This is a genomic window from Candidatus Manganitrophus noduliformans (assembly GCF_012184425.1).
GTDB lineage: Bacteria > Nitrospirota > Nitrospiria > SBBL01 > Manganitrophaceae > Manganitrophus > Manganitrophus noduliformans.
The window spans coordinates 614,289-632,715 of sequence record NZ_VTOW01000001.1; the positions used below are offsets into that span (position 1 = coordinate 614,289).

The following is an 18,427-nucleotide window of genomic DNA, read 5'->3' on the forward strand; positions in this document are numbered from 1 at the left end:
GGACTATCTGACCCTCCCTCGCTCTTTCTTTTTACTCGGAGGCTCTTCCATCTCTGAAGAAGGGAAAGGGAGTTGCGGGGCGTCTCCCCAGAGTCGGTCGAGATTGTAAAACTCCCTTGCTTCTTTTTTAAAGATATGAAGGATCACGTCGTTGTAATCGACGAGGACCCAAAGGCTCGCCCCACGGCCTTCGACCCCAAGGGGCTTCGATCCCTTTTTTGCAAGGGAGTCGTGAACCGCATCGACGATGGCCCGAATCTGAGGCTCCGATTCCGCAGAGCAGATGACAAAAAAGTCGGCGAGGGAGGTCAAGTCGCCGACTTGGTAAACGGTAATTTCCTCAGCGTGCTTCGACTGGGCGGCCGTCGCAATGAGAAGGGCCTTTGCCTTGGCATCCCAGGCCGGTTTCTTTACGCGGGCTTTCTTTGAATCCTTAGGAATCGTTATCCTCTTTCCTGATCTGATCGGTCCCGAAATGTCTCTGATGAAGCCCCATAGAGTTTGTTTTTTATTATATATGAGGCTACCGGTTCAGGCAAGAGATTTTTCGTCCCTCGGCCGGCCGCGAGCCTCTTTCTGATTTCGCTTGCCGAGATCGGGCTGGGGGAAATGGAGAGAAAGTGTATCGATGTCTCTGATGTTAAAGGAACAGTTACGATCCCCTCCTTCCGGCGGTCGAGTTCCAGGAGCGGGCTCGAATTACTCCTTTTGAGCTTTTGAAGCGGGCCGAGATCGGGCAATTGCGAAAATGGGTGGCCGGGACGGGTGACGACAATAAAGTCAGAGAGTGTGAAGAGGCGCTCGGGCTCCCTCCAGGTCGGGAGATCAACGAAGGCGTCCGTGCCGATGATGAAGAAAAGCCGGTCATGGGGGTGGAGACGTTTCAGCTCCGAGAGGGTTTCTACGGAATACGACTTGCCCGGTCGTTTTACCTCGATTTCGCAGAGCTCGAATTCGGGATGGCCTAATAGGGCCAACCGGGTCATTTCAAGGCGATGTTTTGCCGGAGGGATTCCTTCTTCCTCTTTGTGGGGTGGCGTTCCGGAAGGGATAAAAAGAATCCGATCAAGATGAAGTTTTTCACGGACGGCCCCGGCGATGTAGAGATGGCCGTTGTGGATCGGGTTGAAGGTGCCGCCTAGAAGGCCGATGCGCATAGTTCATAAGAGGACGTGAATCGTTCAACGTGAATCGTTATTCGTGCAATCCGTTTTTGCGTTTAACATTGAACGAATAGCGAATCACGATTACTTTCGAATTTGTCCATCCCCGAAGATGATGAATTTCATGCAGGTCAGCGCTTCGAGGCCCATCGGGCCGCGGGCATGGATGCGGCTGGTGGAGATCCCCATTTCAGCGCCGAGGCCGAGCTGATAACCGTCGTTCAAGCGGGTCGAGGCGTTGACGAAGACGGCGGAGGCATCGACCTCGTTCAAAAATCGCATGGCGTGCGCATAGTCTTGCGTGATGATCGCTTCCGAGTGCTGGGATCCATGGGTGGCGATATGCGCCATCGCCGATTCGATCGAGTCGACGACCTTGACCGAGAGAATTAAATCGAGATATTCGGTTTTCCAGTCGGTCTCACTGGCCGGAACGATTTTGGATCCGCCCCCTCCCTCCAGGAGTTTTATCGTCTCCGGACAGCCTCTGATCTCCACGCCGGCCTCTTGCAGTCGCTTTGCGATTTTGGGGAGGAACGACGCCGCGATTTTCCGATGGACTAAGAGGCTCTCCATCGCATTACAGGTGGCGGGGCGCTGGACTTTCGCATTCAGAGAGATCTCTTCAGCCATTTGAAGGTCGGCCGATTCGTCAACGAAGGTATGGCAGATTCCCTTGTCATGTTTCATCACGGGGATCTTGGCGTGTTCCACAACGGTGCGGATCAAACCTTCTCCGCCGCGGGGGATAATCAGGTCGATGAGGTCATCGAAGGTGAGGAGATCGAAGATCGCTTGGCGATCGGTTGTTTCCACCAGCGTGACGGCATGAGGGGGAAGTCCGGCCGCACGGCCTGCCTCGTCCAAATGGCGCGCAATGGCGATGTTGGAGTGAATCGCCTCCGATCCGCCCCGGAGAATCACACCGTTCCCCGACTTAATGCAGAGGCCTGCCGCATCGGCGGTGACGTTCGGACGCGACTCGTAGATGATGCCGATCACGCCAATCGGAACCCGCATCTGGCCGACCTGAATGCCGTTGGGCCGCCGCGTCATCTTGAGGACCTCGCCGACCGGATCGGGAAGGGCGGCCACTTCCCGCAGCCCGGCGGCCATTTCCGTTATTCGCTTCGGCGTGAGGGTCAGCCGTTCCAGAAGGGGTCCGGCGAGCCCTTTTTCTTTCCCCGCTTCGAGGTCTTTCATGTTTTCGGTCAGCAGAGAAGCGGTTTCGCGCTCCAGGCGCTCGGCCATGGCGAGAAGGGCGCGATTCTTCACTTCGGACGAGCACTTTGCCAGGCTTCGCGCCGCCGCTTTTGTCCGTTGCGCCTGTTTTCTGAGGGTTTCTTTAAGCCCCATTGAGGATCACCAAATTATCCCGATGAATCACCTCATCGGTAGACTTGTAACCGAGCTTTTTCTCGATCTGAGAAGAATGAATTCCTTTAATCAATATCATCTCAGACGCACTGTAGTTCGTCAAGCCTTTTGCAATCTCTTTCCCATCGGAAGCGAGGCATCGGATGGCGTCGCCGACCTCGAATTTTCCGGTAATCTCGCGGATGCCGGAGGCGAGGAGCGACTTCCCTTTTTTCAAGATCGCCTCCACCGCGCCGGCATCGAGAACGACCTCTCCTTTCACCTTCAGGGAGTGGGCGATCCAATGCTTCTTGGAGGTGAGGCGGACCGGTTTCGGTAGGAAGAGGGTCCCGATCGATTCTCCCTGAAAGGCCCGTTGCATCAACCCGGGAGCGGTTCCATTGACGATCAGGGTTGTCACACCGTAGGCGGCGACGCTTTTGGCCGCCTGGACCTTGGTCGCCATCCCGCCGGTGCCGCTGATCGCTCCAGGCTCGCCGGCGATCCGCTCGATCTCCGGCGTGATCTCCTCGATCAACGGGATCAAGACCGCCTCCGGGTTTTTTCTCGGATCGGCGGTGAAGAGGCCGTCGACATCGGAGAGAATCACCAACAAAGAAGCATCGACGAGATGAGTAATTTGCGCGGCGAGGTGATCGTTATCGCCCAGCTTGATCTCATCGACCGTGACGGTGTCGTTCTCATTGATGATCGGCAAAATGCCGTGTTCCAGAAGGGTCATCAGGGTGTTTCGGGCGTTGATGAAGCGTTTTCGATCGGCAATGTCTTCCCGGGTCAGGAGAACCTGGGCGACGTTGATCTGAAACTTCTCGAAATGTTTTTCATAGGCCCACATCAGCCGGCTCTGTCCGACGGCCGCGGCCCCCTGCTTGAGGGGGATCGTCTTCGGCCGGCGTGTCAGCCCCAGCTTCTCCATCCCGCAGAGGATGGCGCCGGAGGAGACCAAGAAGATCTCGTGTCCTTCGGACCGGAGGAGAGACACCTCTTCGGCAATCTCCGCCATCCGCTCTTCGCGAAGGCCCTTCTCGTGCGAGGCGATGATGCTGCTGCCGATTTTGATGACAATCCGTTTGTTTTTATGGAGGCGCTGTCGCGGCGAGGACATCCCGGTCTCCGAGTTAAGGAATGGATTCGCCGTCGGCGGCGGCCGGCGGGGCGGCTCTCGTTTTTCGGAGGAGCTCGACCTGATTCCCGAGCGTGCGAATGAGCGGTTTGATCCCTTTTCCGGTGGCGGCGGAGATTTCAAAGAAGGGGATTTTTTTCTGCTTGCAGTAGCGCCGCAGCCGCTCTTTTTTCTCCCCCTCGCCGGCGGCATCGATTTTGGTGGCCGCTACGATGAATGGCTTCTCGGCCAACGTTTGATGATACGAAGACAATTCTGCCCGGACCACTTCAAAATCGTGCAGCGGATCTTCCGTTCCCATCTCCGAGACGTCTACCAAATGGAGGAGAAGCAATGTCCGCTCGATGTGTTTTAGGAATTGAATCCCCAGCCCCTTCCCCTCATGAGCCCCTTCGATCAGTCCCGGAATGTCGGCGACGGTGAAGTGATATTCCTGGTTGCGCGTCCCGCCCCAGGTCACAACCCCCAGGTTCGGCTCCAATGTGGTGAACGGATAGTCGGCGATCTTCGGACGGGCGGCGGAGATAACGGAGATGAGGGTCGATTTTCCGGCGTTGGGAAGACCGACCAGGCCGACATCGGCGAGAAGCTTCAGCTCCAGCTGTAGCCAGCGTTCTTCTCCTTTTTGCCCCGGCTCCGCAATGCGGGGGGCTTGCCGGGTGGGGGATTTGAAATGGGAATTACCCCGTCCCCCGCGGCCTCCCCGGACGATCAACGCCCGCTGCCCCACCTCGGTCAGATCGGCAATCGGTTCATCGGTTTGCGCATCGCGAACCGTCGTTCCGACGGGAACGGGAATGATCAGGTCGGGGCTGTTTTTTCCGCTGCGGTTTTGCCCGCTTCCGTTTTCGGCCCGCTTGACCATATAGTGCTGCTGATAGCGAAGATCGATGAGGGTCGAGAGCTCAGGGGAGGCTTCTAGAAAAACGTCTCCCCCCTTCCCTCCGTCCCCCCCGTCGGGTCCGCCTCTCGGGACATACTTCTCGCGCCGGAAGCTGACGCACCCGTCTCCTCCGTCGCCGGCCTTGACGTAGATTTTGACCTGATCGATAAACACAGCGATTCCAATCAGAATGTGAGCGCCCCAAAGGGCGCTTTCTAAAATGAGGGAGAGGAGGGGTGGAAAGGAGCGTTACGAGGAGGGATAGATGCTGACCCGCTTTTTATCTCTTCCAACCCGCTCGAACGTAACGACGCCGGAAATCTTTGCGAAGAGTGTATCATCGCTTCCGATTCCGACATTCAAACCGGGATGGATACGGGTTCCCCTCTGCCGGACCAGAATATTTCCGGCCAAAACCTGCTCGCCACCGAACCGCTTGACTCCCAAGCGTTGGGCGTGGCTGTCGCGGCCATTTCGGGAGGAGCCGACCCCTTTTTTATGTGCCATTGCTCTAACTCCTGTTCAAAATATTTATTTTACGATTTCTAAAATCTTCAGACGGGTAAATGCCTGTCGGTGTCCCTGCGTTCTCCGATAGTTCTTTCGTCTCTTTTTCTTGAAGACGACCACCTTGCGATTCCGGCCCTGCTGGAGAATCTCGCCGACCACCTTGGCGGTTTTGATCTGCTCGGGATCGACGGTGACTCCCTGATCGTCCTGCAGGAGCAAAAGGGATCGAATCTCTACCTTGTCACCGACCTGACCGACACATTTTTCCACTTGAACGACATCACCGGTGGTCACCCGATACTGTTTTCCACCTGTTTCCATCACTGCGTGCATTTCCTATCTCCCTTTTTCTGGTCCTTCGAAAAAATTTATTAAACACGATTTCACCTTTTTTGTCAAGAAGTTTCCAGCAGATAGGCAGTATAGAGATATAGAAGGCCCATCACTCCAAGAAAGATCGGGGCGGGGAACAGAGTTTGAGCAACGAAATTCGAATGATCCGTTACAGTGAACCGTAACGATATGTAAGGGGTCGGCTATGGGAGGGCCGGGAAGATCAGCATTGACCGGATTACCTATTTCTCTAGTTCAATCTGAATAAGCCCATTCTGAACGGCGTAGCGGATCAGTTGTGCAAGATTCTGAAGGGCGAGCTTGTTCATTATATTCACGCGGTGTGTTTCGACCGTTTTAACGCTGATACCCAGTGTTTTGGCGACATCTTTATTTCTCAGGCCGCCTGAGATCAGGCGAACGATCTCCGCTTCCCGCTTCGTAAGGGGCCTCTTGTGGGGCGTCTGCTTCTTTATCCTCGTCTTCGCTTTTTCGACGGTTTCCGTCGTCTTTTCGTTTTCTTTGCCGCTGTGGTGAGACATTAAATAGGGCGTTCCCGTGATCTTGCTGTTTTTCTCTATCTCTTGACCCTGCGCAAACTTCGCGAGACTCTCCTGATGGTTTTTAACTCCATCCTTAATGTCATCTGATGACATCATCATTTGCCCTCTCGGTATGTTTGTTGTTCGTCGGCTCTGCCACTTCCTTCAAGTAAGGCGGCTTATCACGTTCCTGACCGGTTCCACATTCTTTCAAATCAAGACAAAAAGAAAAGGATCCAGGTTCTCATAAATCCTCTTGGTGTTTCCCCCTCAGCCCGTCTCATTGAGAAAGCTTCTGTTTTAATGATTTTCTTCTTAGTTTATTTCAATGTGCATTCTATCGGGCTCGTCTAAAAAGTCACCTGTCAGTTCTAACAGGTCGGCATATTCGTCATCTTCAGGTAGCCTTGCCTTGTATCACCGTCATTTCACCCTTTCACAAATGGAGGAAAAAATGGATTATCGGACGATTCAGTTTTATGAAGATGGATGTTGGATCAGATCGATTGAATCGGAAGAAGAGTATTTGCAGGCTTACCGGCTGCGGTATGAGATTTTTTGCGAGACTCTCGGCTGGGTTCCGGCCAATCCGACCGGATTGGAGATTGACCGGTACGATTCGTTTGCAACATTACTGGGGCTCTTCTCGGAAGAGAATACCCTTCTGGGAATGATCCGTCTCCTCCCTCCGAACCAACCTTTTATGTTGGAGACCGATTTTTCGGATTTGGTTGCTCCCGGATACCAGATCCGCAAAGAGATCGATACCGCCGAAATCTCCAGGCTCGCGATAACACCCTCCGCAAAAGAACAAGGACTCTCTTCCCGCTATCTGAACATCCTTCTCAAAGGTCTCTATCAGTGGACCCTCGTCAACAACGTCCGGTATTCCTATCTCGAAGTCGAGAAGCGTTTTTGGAGAATTCTTCAATTTCTGGGGTTTATTTCGACGCCGATCGGTCCGGTGAAATGTCTCCCTCCGGCGGGCGCGAACTCAATGGCCGCTATTCTGGATTGGGAGGCATTTCGATCCCACAACCGGAATCGCCAACCTGAATTTCTCGACTGGATGACTACGGTCCAATCAGCCCCTGCTGTAGCGCCAGGGCAATGGCGTGTCCACGGGTCGAAGCCTGAAGTTTTGAAAGAATATTTTGGACATGAAAATTCACTGTCCGTTCGCTGATATGTAAGATATGGGAGATTTCCCAGCTCGTTTTCCCTTCCTTCATCCAGTCCAGAACCTCCCGCTCGCGATGTGAGAGATCCGGATTTTGGGTGGAGGAGGGGGAAAGGGTTCGCATCAGCGCGACATGAAGGTGAGGCACAAGGTATTCGAGTATCGTGGCGTGACGGGTATGATCCGACATCGATTGGCCCGCGAAGGAGAAGATGCTCCCGACACTTCTTCGGTGACAGGCGACCCCGAGCGTAATCCCCTCCGATAGGCCGAATGTGTCCGCATCTCTAATAAATTTTAGCTCGCCTGGGGAGGTGGCTTGTCGATAGGTTTCCGACCAGATCTGAGTCTTAAATCGACCATAATGGGACTGAAGAATCGGATCGACTTCCGAATAATCCTCTTTCGTATAGAGGCGGATCCAGTCAAGGGGGTAACTGATGTTGACCATTTTCATGAAGCTTTGAAAACGGGTTTCGGCGTCGATCTTTCCAAGGCAAATGATCGTATGTGTAGAGGGAATGAGCGCTTCGACGCGGGAGAGGAGGGATTTAAATTCTTCTTCGGTATTGACGCTCAGGGAGGCATGAATCAACTCTAGAACGGTGACCAGTTCATGTTTAGTCAAATCGGAAGGGACGCGAGTCATCACTATCCACTCCCTTGCAGTTTTAAACACAAAGCTGGATTCTAGCGGAATAAATAAGGCTCTAAAAAGAAAATATAATGCCCGCTGGCAATATACAGAATTAAATTTGACCGGTCAAGCTAATAAATACAATCGATCCAATCTCCTCGGCGCGTCGGTCACCCTTGTCTGAAACCAGACAATTCCGTCGCGGCGAAGGTCCGATTGTCCATCGACCGACTTGATGAGAAGAGAGAGAAATAATATGTGAAATCAGTCCATTGTGTAATTCTGATGCCAAGTCCGCAAGCTTGGCATTCGATTTGCTCTTTAGACGTGCTGGATACAACGTTGTATTCCGAAAGCAGCGAAGGCGCTCTCTTCCATGATGAAGTGAAGTTTCTCTCATGGAGGCGGGCGTTTTTTTTGTTTAAGGAGGAATCAAGATGAAGCCGCACTACGCCACCGTGGGGGAGATCAAAAAGACGAATACATTATCGGCCCGGGAGGAGACGTCCGCATTCGATATCGCCCTGGCTCTCTTGGAGTCGGGCTTTCACGGAATGCCGATCGTCAATTCGAAAGACCAAGTGGTCGGAAAGGTAAGCGAGATCGATCTGATCAAAGCGCTGATGGAGGGGAAAGATCTCAAGGAAACAACGGCAGGCAAGGTAATGAAGATCTGCCCCGTTGTGATCGATGAGGCGACTCCCCTCGAAGAGGTGGCCCATTACATGATGCAGTTTCACCTTTTTCGGATCCCGGTGGTCGATGAAGAGAATCATCTTGTCGGAACGGTGACCCGGCACGATGTCCTGCGAGGATGGATGGGGGCATTAGGGTTGACACAAGAAGGTTTTTGGGGCTGACGCTGACCGATGAAAGGGGAAGAGATGCCAACATCATCAAATAAGAAGAACGAGATCACCCGACGGCATTTTCTCGGCGCCGCCGGACTTTCGGCGCTCGGGGTGCTTCTTTCGGGTCTCCCGCCCCTGACCGGCGGACTTTTCGCCGGAACCGGCGACACCCCGGAGACGGCCAAGCTGAAGGTCGGATTCATTCCTTTGACCGATTGCGCCTCGGTCGTCATGGCGTACGAGCTGGGACTTTATAAAAAATACGGCCTGGAGGTGATCGTCTCGAAGGAAGCTTCGTGGGCGGGGGTTCGGGACAAATTGACGATCGGCGAGCTTCAGGCGTCTCACATCCTCTATGGGATGCCGTATGCCTCCACCCTCGGGATCACCGGGGCCGAGGGGCAGAAAAAAGAGATGATCATCCCGATGGCGATCAATCACAACGGCCAGGCGATCACGTTGAGCGCCGATTTAAAGAAAAAAGGGGTGAACACGCTCGCCGATCTGAAGAAGCAGATCGACGCCGATAAGGGAAAGCGGACCTACACCTTTGCGATGACCTTCCCGCCCGGAACCCACGCGATGTGGATGCGCTACTGGCTCGCCGCGGGGGGGATCGACCCGGACAACGATATCAAGCTGATCACTATCCCCCCGCCCCAAATGGTCGCCAACATGCGGATCGGAAACATGGACGGCTTCTGCGTCGGGGAGCCGTGGAATGCGCGGGCGATCTTCGACGGCATCGGCTGGACCGCCATCACGACACAGCAGCTCTGGAAAAATCATCCCGAGAAGGTGCTGGGGATGACGAAGGAGTTTGCGGAGAAAAATCCGAAGACGGTCCAGGCGCTGCTGATGGCGATCATCGAGGCCTCTCAACACCTCGACAAGATGGAGAACCGTGCCAAGGTTGCGGAGATCATCAGCCGCAAGGAATATGTCAACGCGCCGACCGAGGTCTTCTTGGGGCGGATCCAGGGGAAGATCGACTACGGCGACGGGAAGACGGTCGACGATCCCGACTATATGAAGTTCTACCGCGACGGCGAGGTCACTTTCCCCTGCAAATCGCACGGCCTCTGGTTTCTGACGCAGCACCGCCGCTGGGGATTCATCGACAAGCCGATCGACTATAAGAAAGTGGTCGATCAGGTCAACCGGACCGATCTCTACCGGGAAGCGGCCAAAAAACTCGGCATCCCGGTTCCGAAGGAGGAGTACAAGAAGGAGACCCTTTTCGACGGGATCGAGTTCGACCCGGCCGACCCGGAGGGATATGTCCAAAAGTTTAAGATTCGGAGGAGTTGAGGATGGAGAAGGTGGAGATGGAGGTGGTGTTCCAAGCGACAGAAGAGGCGATCCGCGGGGCGGAGGAGAAACCGGCGCCGGGTCCGGAGATCACGGCGCGGAAGCGCCGGTTCCGTTTTCCGCGCCTCGATCGGCTGATCCTGCCGCTGCTTGTTTTCGCAATTGTGTTCGGAATTTGGGAGGCGATCAGCCGAACGGTCGCGCCGATGCTCCCCGGGCCGATCAAAACCTTCACGCACAGCTGGGATCTGATCCGCGACCCCTTCTTCGATCGCGGCCCCAACGATATGGGACTCGGCTGGCAGTTGCTCTACAGCTTAGGGCGGGTGGCGGTCGGGTTCGGCTTGGCCGCCGCGGTCGGTATCCCGGTCGGGTTCCTCGTCGGCGCGGTGCCGGCGTTTCACCGGGCCGTCAACCCCCTGATCCAGATTCTAAGGCCGGTTTCGCCCCTCGCCTGGCTTCCGATCGGACTGGCCACCTTCAAAGCGGCCAACCCGGCCGCCTTTTTCGTCATCTTCATCACCGCCATCTGGCCGATCGTCTTGAACACCGCTTTCGGGGTTCAGAAGATCCCGGCCGATTATATTTCGGTGGCGCGCATTCTGAAGCTCTCCCCCTGGCGGCGGTTCACGAAGATTCTCCTGCCGGCGACCCTTCCCTATACCTTTACCGGCCTTAAGATCTCGGTCGGGATCGCCTGGCTCGTGATTGTGGCGGCGGAAATGCTGACCGGCGGAATCGGGATCGGTTTCTTCGTCTGGGATGAGTGGAACAACCTCAGCCTGGAACACATTATCCTGGCGATCTTTGTCATCGGTATCGTCGGCCTGATCTTGGATAACGCCATGGGCTGGCTTGGAAGGAGGTTTGACTATGAAGTGCGATGAAGCAACCGGTCAGGATTTGATTAAACGGATCGAGACCAATTATCTCGAGATCAGCCGGATCGGCAAGACCTTCGAGGGGGCCAACGGCGTTTATCCCGCGGTTCAGGGAATCGACCTCAAGATCCGCAAGGGGGAGTTCGTGACCCTGATCGGCCACTCCGGCTGCGGAAAGAGCACCCTCTTGTCGATGGTGGCCGGCCTGATTACACCGAGCGAAGGGGTCATTGTCTTGGAGGGAAAGGAGATCGACGGGCCGGGACCCGACCGGGGGGTGGTTTTTCAGAGCCATGCCTTGCTTCCATGGCTGACTTGTGCCGAGAACATTGCCCTCGCCGTCGAGTCGGTTTTTCCCCGGATGAGCCGGAAGGAGCAAAAAGATCGGGTCGGCCATTTCCTTGACATGGTTGGCCTGACCGAGGCGGCGCAGAAGCGGCCGGCCGAGCTCTCGGGCGGAATGCGCCAGCGGGTCGGGATCGCCCGGGCCCTCGCCATCCGGCCGAAAGTGCTCCTCCTCGACGAGCCGTTCGGCGCGCTCGACGCGCTGACCCGGGGGCATCTTCAAGACGAGCTGCTCCGGATCTGGGAAAAATTCGGAACGACCGTCTTGATGGTGACGCACGATGTCGACGAGGCGCTGTTGCTCTCCGACCGGGTCGTCATGATGACCCGGGGGCCCGCCGCCACGATCGGCCGGATCGTGCCGATTCCTTTCCGCCGTCCCCGGTCGCGGATGGAGCTGGTCCGCCAGTCGGGCTATCAGCATTGGAAGGGAGAGATCCTTGAGTTTCTCTACGGCGAGGGGGACGCCAAGCGACGATTGGACGGAGGCGATTCTCATAAAAGCGATGCATTGGCGGAAGGCGCTGCGCTCGTTTCAAAGGCGGATAAATAAACGATACGAAAAACAATCAAAAGAAAGGGGGGATGTAATGAAAAAGGAGGAGCATTTCCATCTGCAAAACCCTCACAATCATGACCCGGCTCCGGCCGGACCTGAGGAGGCGCTCGATCGCGCCGTCGAGGGGGCCGTCGTCCGGGCGGTGCTCCGCCACACGCCGCTCAGCCGCCGGCGGTTCATCGGCATGCTCGGCCAGGGGACGATCGCCGCGCTGATCGCGCAATTTCTCCCGCTGGCGGCGGTGAAGGCGGCCGCCAAAGATAAGAGCGGTCCCTTGGAGAAGACGGCGTTGAAAATCGGCTTTGTGCCGATCACCTGCGCCACCCCGATTATCATGGCCGGGCCGATGGGGTTCTACAAACGTTACGGCCTCGATGTCGCGCTGCTCAAAACCGCCGGGTGGGCGGTGATGCGCGACAAGGCGATCGCCAAGGAGTACGAGGCGGAGCATATGTTGACCCCGATGCCGCTGGCGATCACTTTGGGGGCCGGCTCCCCCGCCGTCCCGTTCGTCATGCCGGCGGTGGAGAACATCAACGGCCAGGCGATTACCCTTCACATCAAACATAAAGATAAAAGAGACCCAAAGCAGTGGAAAGGATTTAAATTCGCCGTGCCGTTCGACTACTCGATGCACAACTTCCTCCTCCGCTACTATCTCGCGGAGCATGGCCTCGACCCGGACAAAGATGTGGAGATCCGGGTGCTGCCGCCGCCGGAGATGGTCGCCAACCTCCGGATCGAAAATCTCGACGGCTACCTCTCTCCCGACCCGTTCAACCAGCGGGCCGTTTTCGACAAGGTCGGATTTATTCATCTGCTGACCAAAGAGATCTGGGACGGGCATCCCTGCTGCGCCTTTGCGGCGAGCCGGGAGTTTGTAACCGCCAACCCGAACACCTTCGGCGCCCTGCTGAAAGCGATCGTCGATGCCACCCACTTTTCGTCGAAGCATGAAAACCGCAAAGAGATCGCCGCCGCCATCGCGCCGAAGGCGTATCTCAATCAGCCGCTGCCGGTGGTGGAGCAGGTGTTGACCGGAAAATATGACGACGGCCTCGGCAAGGAGCATCATGTTCCCGACCGGATCGACTTCAATCCCTTCCCCTGGCATTCGATGGGGGTCTGGATTCTGACCCAGATGAAGCGGTGGGGGTACATCAAAGGGGACATCGATTACAAAGCGGTGGCGGAGCGGGTCTATCTCGCCTCGGAGTGCGGCGAGAAGATGAAAGAGATCGGTTACCCTCCGCCGGGCAGCACCTACCAGAACCACACGATCATGAACAAAGTCTTCGATCCCGGAAAACCGGAAGAGTATATCAAGAGCTTCAGCATTAAGAGGATATAGGACCACATACAAAAGGAGAAAATGATGACGAAAGTCGAAGCCGCCGAGGCGGTCGTCTTGGCAAAAAGCGACAAAAAACTAACCTGGGAGCAAATCGCCGCGGAGGTCGGCATGTCACCCGTCTGGACCACGTCGGCCTGTTTGGGCCAGAACAGCATGCCGAAGGAGGTTGCGGACAAGCTCTGCAAGTTCCTGAACCTCGGCCCCGAAGTTTCCGCCGCGCTGCAGGCGTTTCCTTACAAGGGATCGGAGACGGTGGTGCCGACCGATCCCCTCATCTACCGCCTTTACGAAATCGTTCAGGTCTACGGACCGACGCTGAAGGAGCTGATCCATGAAAAGTTCGGCGACGGGATCATGAGCGCCATCGACTTTACCATGCATGTCGAAAAGGTGCCCGATCCGAAGGGAGATCGCGTCAAGCTGACGATGAACGGGAAGTTCCTTCCTTACAAGATGTGGTAGGTAGGGGTGACCCTGTCGTAACCCGTTTCGCTCACAATTAATTCAAAAAAAGGGTCGATCGACTCAACGGAGTGGTCTGTCGAGAGGTGGAATGTAAGCAACATCCGGAACTGTTTCAAAAGGTCAACAACAACAAACACAGGGGGGAATGGAACATATGAAATCAACTTGGAGGCGCGCTGTTTTTTTTCTGTCTGTTTATTTGCTGTTCTCGATTCCGGTTCATGCCGAAGAGGTGATGGAACTGCCTCCAATCAAAACCGCTGCCAAACAGATCACTATCGGCGGCCAGGGACGCATCCGGTACCAATCATTTCCCGCGCCGCCAAGGGAAGAGCTCGATTTTTTCACCAACTACCGCTTCCGGCTCAATGTCGATGTCGCCCTGACGGATGGGGTCTCTTTCTTCCTCCAGCCGCAAAAGGTCGGCGTTTTCGGGAATGGGGAGACGGGGGCCGGCACCGATGTTTCTCTCTCATCGGTGAACACGACCACCAATACCGCCACCGGGAACCTCACCTTGCATCAGGGTTATCTCGACTTTAAACAGATCGGGGGGATGCCGCTCAACCTCCGGCTCGGCCGCTTCGAATATATCGTCGGCGGGCATCGGTTGATTGGGAACTTCGACTGGAGCCAGCGGGGCCGCTCATTTGACGGAGGTCTTTTAAGCTACGCGATCCCGACCGCCGGAACCCTCTCCCTTTTTACTTTCCGGTTGACCGGCGAGACGGAGGCCGGCCCTTTACCGGCGGGAGATCGGGACCTCGACACCGATCTGCTGGGGGCTCACTTCAATACCGCCTTGATTCCGATGAGCCAGACCGAGCTGACCTTAATCAACGATCGGAAGCTGGCCGGGCTTCCCGACTCGAGCCGGTTCACCGCCGGAATCAAGATCGAGCAGACACCGAATCTTCCGCCGCTGGCGTTCGTCTCCCCACTCACCGGACCGATCTGGCGGGCGGAATATTACAAGCAGTGGGGGGACCGGACCGAGACACAGGAGATCGACGCCTTTCTGTATGCCCTCCGGCTCGGATACCGATTCGATCTTCCCTTCAAGCCGATGGTGATGGCCGGTTATGAAGTCCTCTCCGGAGACGACAGTCTGACCGACGACGATTATGGGGTCTTTGACACGCTGTATGCGACCAATCACATCTACTACGGCTACATGGATTACTTCCTCGCCATTCCGGCCGACACACAGGGCCGCGGATTAAAAGACGCCTTTGTCCGGCTCCACCTGAGCCTTCTGGACAAAGGAGGTCTTGCGATCGATCTTCACCAATTCTCCTTGGAAGAGGATTTTGCAGGCGAGGACGCCTTGGGAACGGAGATCGATCTCACCTTCTTCGCCCAGGTGAACAAGGTCACCTCCGTCCTGGTCGGCGTTTCCAAGTTCCTCGCGGATGAAGGGATGGAACTGCTCGGCCGGATCGCGGAAGGTGAAGATCCGACCTTTGCTTTTGCCATGGTCAATGTCCTCTTTTGAGGTCGGAAGAACCGTTCCGGAAGCTGTTTTAACAAGGGATTAACGTCGTTGTGATTTTCTTGTAATCAGAGACGGCTTTAATCATTGACTCTGAAGCGAGGAGAAGCAATGCAGATGACGGCCGTTTCTACATCCTGGGTCCACTTCATGCCGATGGTGGAGGTCCCGATCGGCTTCACCCCCGGCGAAACAAACCGGCTCGATCGATATCTGATTCGCGAGGTGCACTCGGTTCGGGGAGAGGCCCCGGCCGTTCTGCGGCGCGGAACCGGCATGGCCCGGGTTGAAAGCGAATCGCCGATTCAGTTCTCCGGCGGTTATCGAGAGCCTTCGGAGGGTTTTCCCCTCCGCGGCGTCGTTCAACACCTGCACTATACCAGCCGAAACGAGCAGACGGAGCTCAAAACGATCTCTCGCCCCGAGCTGGCTGCGTCTGTAGAAACCACGGCCGTCTTGATCCCCATCGGGAAATCGGCGGATTGGTGGGCGATGAGCCAGGATGAGCGGCAGATTCTTTTTAAGAAAACCGATCGGCATGAGGGACATCATGGGATCGGGCGGCGGTATGCAGACCGAATTTTTCGAAGGCTCTATCATACCCGGTATGTCGATCCGTCGACGCCCTATGATTTTCTCACCTATTTCGAGTTTCATGAATCGGATGCTCCCGAGTTCAGAAAGATGCTGGCGGAGTTGCGGGATGTAAAGAAGAATCCGGAGTGGCTCTATGTCGATTTCGAATATGAAGTCTGGATGACCAAACTTTCGTTATCCACAGATCCGGTCTAAATGAGGAGGGAAGAAGATGTCGTCTACCTTGGCAACGGTCCCGGTCCATTCAAATGTTCGGCTTTTCTCTCAATTGAGAAAGATGATCACCAATCATATCGACCTTCTCAATGCCTCATCGAGACTGGGGGTCACCCCCTCCACCCTCCGAAAAATCCTGGCAGGGGCCCCGATTTCACGATTCATTCAGAGGAAAATCGGCCGGGTCCTCGATGGGAGAGGGAGCGCGTTGCCGGGGAGTCCAAAGCGATCGAGGGTCGAACGGCTCCTGGAGGTCTACCATCTCTACCGGGAACATGGGACGCTTCAGCGGGTGGCGGACGAGATCGGCCTCAGCCGCGAGCGGGTGCGGCAGCTTCTCGTCAAAGGATCGGAGTGCGGGCTCTTCGAGTATAAGCCTTCGTGGGAGGTGGGAGTCTCGCGGGAGAAGATCCTCGAAGATTACCGCCGGGTTCTGACCCTCAAGGGGGTCGCGCAGGTGAACCAGATGTCGCTCTGCCGCCTTCATCGGCTTCTGAAGGTGCATGGGATTACCGAACCCGAGCTGGAGGAGATCTGGTTTAAAGAAAAGAAGGCGATTTGTATTGAACGATATCATAAAGTGGTCCTGGAAATGGGGCATCATCCGACCACCACCGAGATGCAGCGGATCTCATCGAACCGGTATCTCACGACGCAAATCCGGCGTCTCTGGGGAACGATCGAGACCTTTCGGAAAGAGCAAGGAATCCCCCCGCCGCCGAAACGTCTGTTTCACTTGAAGGTGCTCACGCATTCGTAAGTGGGCGGGGGATGGGAGAGGATCGGCCGGCCGCTACCGGGCCGAAGAGGGGACCGGCTTCCCCGCCGATTTGTGCCGGGCGACCGTTTGATAGGCTTCGATGAGGAGAAGGAGGGTGATCGCAATCAAGATCAGCGCCACGATCGGGATGGCCTCGATCTGGAATGGCCCCGCCGTCCACCCCTGGAGCCAAGGGGCGACGAATAACCCGAGAGACCAAAGGGTCATCGTGAGGACAAAAAGCATCGGGAGGAGGGCATAAAGGGGGTTTTTCCCGCTCTTGATCAGCCAGACCGAAATCCCCAAGAGGCTGAGGGCGGCCAAGAGCTGGTTGCTTGCCCCGAAGATCGGCCAGAACTTTAAATAGGCCGCTTCCTGCGTCGTCATCAAAAAGAAAAGGGGAAGGGCGAGGGTCGCCAGCGTCGCGCCGATCCGTCCGGCCGACCCTTCCCATCCGGTCAATTCCTGCAGGATATACCGTCCCAGCCGCGTCGCCACATCCAACGTGTCATAAACGAAGGTCGCGAAGGCGAGCAGGCCGAAGCTCATCGCGACCTCCATCGGAATCCCAAGAAGATTGGCAAATCGGGCCAGTCCCCCCGCGTAAATCTCCGTCGGTCCCTTCTTTAACGCCGCGTCGCCCGCCGGAAACATCATCACGGTCGCCAATGCGATCACGGCGACCAGTCCCTCCAACAGCATCCCGCCATACCCCACCGGTCCGGCATCCTCTTCTTTCGCCAGCTGCTTTGATGTCGTCCCGCTGCAGACCAAACCGTGAAAGCCGGAGCAGGCGCCGCACGCGACCGTAATGAAAAGGATCGGGAAGAGCGGCGCCCCTTTGGCATTATGGAAGCCGATGAAGGCCGGATATTCCGCGGTGTAGCCCCCGAAGAAAAGTCCGATCATGCCGACCCCCAAGGCGGCATAGAGGAAGTAGCCGCCGAGATACCCTCGCGGCTGGAGAAGGACCCAGAGGGGAAGGATCGAAGCGAAGAAGCAGTAGACGAGGATAATGACATCCCACCCCTTCGTCGGGTTTGAGAAAATCGACGCCGGAAGAGAGAGGGGAATCGCCTGGCCTCCCCAGATGATCAGGAGGAGCAGCGGCAGGGCCACCGCGGTCGCCCGGCCCAACGGCCATTGCCACCGGGTGAGGGCCAGCCCCAAGAAGATCGAAAGGAGAAGATATAAAAAAGACGAGCTGGCGACGCCGGCCCCATACTCGGCGGAGACAAATGTCGAGGCGGTCAGATCGGTGAAGGCGACGATGACATAGACTAAAGAGAGCCAGATGAAGAGGAGGAAGAGAAGATAGGCCCGCTGGCTCATATTTTCTTTGACGACCTCTGCGATGGAGCGGGCCTTATGGCGCAGGGAGGCGGTGAGATTGGCGAAATCGTGCATCGCGCCGATGAAGATATTGCCGAAGATAATCCAGAGGAGCGCCGGGAGCCAGCCGAACCAGAGGCCGGCCAGAATCGGTCCGACGATCGGACCGGCGGCGGCGATCGAAGAGAAATGTTGGGCGAGAAGGATGGGGAGGCGCGTTGGAACGTAATCGACCCCGTCATTGACGATACTGGCGGGGGTCGGCTGTCGGTTGTCGAGCTTAAATTCCTGTCTGAGGAAGCGGCCGTACAATCGGTAAGCGATCGAAAATAAAGCGATGACGATAAGAGCAATGGTCAGAATACTCATCGGCGCCATTATATCGGAGGCCCCGGGGCTTGTCAAAAAAAAGCCTTACGAGGCGACGTGTTGACGCCGAAAGCCGTCCGGGGATCATTTGACGCTCTTTCCTTTTTTTGTTATATAAGGAACGCCTCACGCCACTTTTCATTTATG

20 protein-coding genes are annotated in these 18,427 nt (G+C 56.1%); 10 read left to right on the forward strand and 10 right to left on the reverse strand.

Going from position 1 to position 18,427, the window contains the following annotated elements:
* Window positions 1-3: 3 nt before the first annotated feature.
* The 8 genes from rsfS to MNODULE_RS02970 all read right to left on the reverse strand — a co-directional run bounded on the left by rsfS (window position 4) and on the right by MNODULE_RS02970 (window position 6,051).
* Window positions 4-519 (reverse strand): ribosome silencing factor, encoded by a 516-nt coding sequence (rsfS, locus tag MNODULE_RS02935; protein WP_320412458.1) that lies wholly within the window; start codon window positions 517-519, stop codon window positions 4-6.
* Window positions 444-1,157, reverse strand: a complete 714-nt coding sequence (gene nadD, locus MNODULE_RS02940) for a nicotinate-nucleotide adenylyltransferase (protein WP_168057986.1) — start codon at window positions 1,155-1,157, stop codon at window positions 444-446. Before nadD ends, rsfS begins: the two co-directional genes overlap by 76 nt.
* A 90-nt stretch (window positions 1,158-1,247) precedes the next feature.
* On the reverse strand, window positions 1,248-2,519 hold the full coding sequence (locus tag MNODULE_RS02945; RefSeq protein WP_168057987.1) for a glutamate-5-semialdehyde dehydrogenase: 1,272 nt from the start codon (window positions 2,517-2,519) through the stop codon (window positions 1,248-1,250).
* Entirely contained in the window at window positions 2,509-3,645 is a 1,137-nt protein-coding gene (proB, locus tag MNODULE_RS02950) for a glutamate 5-kinase (RefSeq protein ID WP_168057988.1), read from the reverse strand. The genes MNODULE_RS02945 and proB overlap by 11 nt, the downstream gene beginning before the upstream one ends.
* A gap of 13 nt (window positions 3,646-3,658) precedes the next feature.
* Window positions 3,659-4,720, reverse strand: a complete 1,062-nt coding sequence (gene obgE, locus MNODULE_RS02955) for a GTPase ObgE (RefSeq protein ID WP_168057989.1) — start codon at window positions 4,718-4,720, stop codon at window positions 3,659-3,661.
* A gap of 75 nt (window positions 4,721-4,795) precedes the next feature.
* Entirely contained in the window at window positions 4,796-5,053 is a 258-nt protein-coding gene (rpmA, locus tag MNODULE_RS02960; RefSeq protein ID WP_168057990.1) for a 50S ribosomal protein L27, read from the reverse strand.
* A 24-nt stretch (window positions 5,054-5,077) separates the two neighbouring features.
* Window positions 5,078-5,389: a 50S ribosomal protein L21 gene (gene rplU / locus MNODULE_RS02965; RefSeq protein WP_168057991.1), complete on the reverse strand. Its 312-nt coding sequence runs from the start codon at window positions 5,387-5,389 to the stop codon at window positions 5,078-5,080.
* 242 nt (window positions 5,390-5,631) lie between these two features.
* Window positions 5,632-6,051 carry a response regulator transcription factor gene (locus MNODULE_RS02970; protein WP_168057992.1) on the reverse strand — a complete coding sequence of 140 codons (420 nt, stop codon included), beginning with the start codon at window positions 6,049-6,051 and terminating at the stop codon, window positions 5,632-5,634.
* A gap of 334 nt (window positions 6,052-6,385) precedes the next feature.
* On the opposite strand from MNODULE_RS02970, the gene MNODULE_RS02975 reads away from it, so the two are divergent.
* Window positions 6,386-7,117: an acyl-homoserine-lactone synthase gene (locus MNODULE_RS02975; protein ID WP_168057993.1), complete on the forward strand. Its 732-nt coding sequence runs from the start codon at window positions 6,386-6,388 to the stop codon at window positions 7,115-7,117.
* On the opposite strand, the gene MNODULE_RS02980 is transcribed toward MNODULE_RS02975, so the two are convergent.
* Window positions 7,005-7,760, reverse strand: coding sequence for a helix-turn-helix transcriptional regulator (locus MNODULE_RS02980; RefSeq protein ID WP_238339309.1), 756 nt, complete (start codon window positions 7,758-7,760; stop codon window positions 7,005-7,007). The two genes, MNODULE_RS02975 and MNODULE_RS02980, sit on opposite strands and share 113 nt — an antisense overlap.
* Before the next feature lie 425 nt (window positions 7,761-8,185).
* Between MNODULE_RS02980 and MNODULE_RS02985 the strand changes: the two genes are divergently transcribed.
* The 9 genes from MNODULE_RS02985 (at window position 8,186) to MNODULE_RS03025 (ending at window position 16,579) form a co-directional block, all read left to right on the forward strand.
* Complete coding sequence (locus MNODULE_RS02985; protein WP_168057995.1) at window positions 8,186-8,608, forward strand: CBS domain-containing protein; 423 nt, start codon at window positions 8,186-8,188, stop codon at window positions 8,606-8,608.
* Window positions 8,609-8,632: 24 nt separating this feature from the next.
* Window positions 8,633-9,910 (forward strand): CmpA/NrtA family ABC transporter substrate-binding protein, encoded by a 1,278-nt coding sequence (locus tag MNODULE_RS02990; RefSeq protein ID WP_202882097.1) that lies wholly within the window; start codon window positions 8,633-8,635, stop codon window positions 9,908-9,910.
* Between the two features lie 2 nt (window positions 9,911-9,912).
* Window positions 9,913-10,797, forward strand: a complete 885-nt coding sequence (ntrB, locus tag MNODULE_RS02995; protein ID WP_181070913.1) for a nitrate ABC transporter permease — start codon at window positions 9,913-9,915, stop codon at window positions 10,795-10,797.
* Window positions 10,784-11,689 carry an ABC transporter ATP-binding protein gene (locus MNODULE_RS03000; RefSeq protein WP_168057998.1) on the forward strand — a complete coding sequence of 302 codons (906 nt, stop codon included), beginning with the start codon at window positions 10,784-10,786 and terminating at the stop codon, window positions 11,687-11,689. Before ntrB ends, MNODULE_RS03000 begins: the two co-directional genes overlap by 14 nt.
* 37 nt (window positions 11,690-11,726) lie before the next feature.
* Window positions 11,727-13,046, forward strand: coding sequence for a CmpA/NrtA family ABC transporter substrate-binding protein (locus tag MNODULE_RS03005; RefSeq protein ID WP_168057999.1), 1,320 nt, complete (start codon window positions 11,727-11,729; stop codon window positions 13,044-13,046).
* A gap of 24 nt (window positions 13,047-13,070) precedes the next feature.
* Window positions 13,071-13,511, forward strand: a complete 441-nt coding sequence (cynS, locus tag MNODULE_RS03010) for a cyanase (RefSeq protein ID WP_168059186.1) — start codon at window positions 13,071-13,073, stop codon at window positions 13,509-13,511.
* 238 nt (window positions 13,512-13,749) lie between these two features.
* The gene (locus MNODULE_RS03015; protein WP_168058000.1) at window positions 13,750-15,009 is read left to right on the forward strand and encodes an alginate export family protein; all 1,260 of its coding nucleotides are present in this window, start codon (window positions 13,750-13,752) and stop codon (window positions 15,007-15,009) included.
* A 108-nt stretch (window positions 15,010-15,117) separates the two neighbouring features.
* Window positions 15,118-15,798 carry a hypothetical protein gene (locus MNODULE_RS03020; protein WP_168058001.1) on the forward strand — a complete coding sequence of 227 codons (681 nt, stop codon included), beginning with the start codon at window positions 15,118-15,120 and terminating at the stop codon, window positions 15,796-15,798.
* Between the two features lie 16 nt (window positions 15,799-15,814).
* A complete protein-coding gene (locus tag MNODULE_RS03025; protein ID WP_168058002.1) occupies window positions 15,815-16,579 on the forward strand; it encodes a sigma factor-like helix-turn-helix DNA-binding protein in 765 nt (254 codons plus the stop codon).
* A gap of 33 nt (window positions 16,580-16,612) precedes the next feature.
* Here the strand turns inward: MNODULE_RS03025 and MNODULE_RS03030 are convergent, their stop codons facing one another.
* Window positions 16,613-18,289, reverse strand: a complete 1,677-nt coding sequence (locus MNODULE_RS03030) for a carbon starvation CstA family protein (protein WP_238339190.1) — start codon at window positions 18,287-18,289, stop codon at window positions 16,613-16,615.
* Window positions 18,290-18,427: the final 138 nt, after the last annotated feature.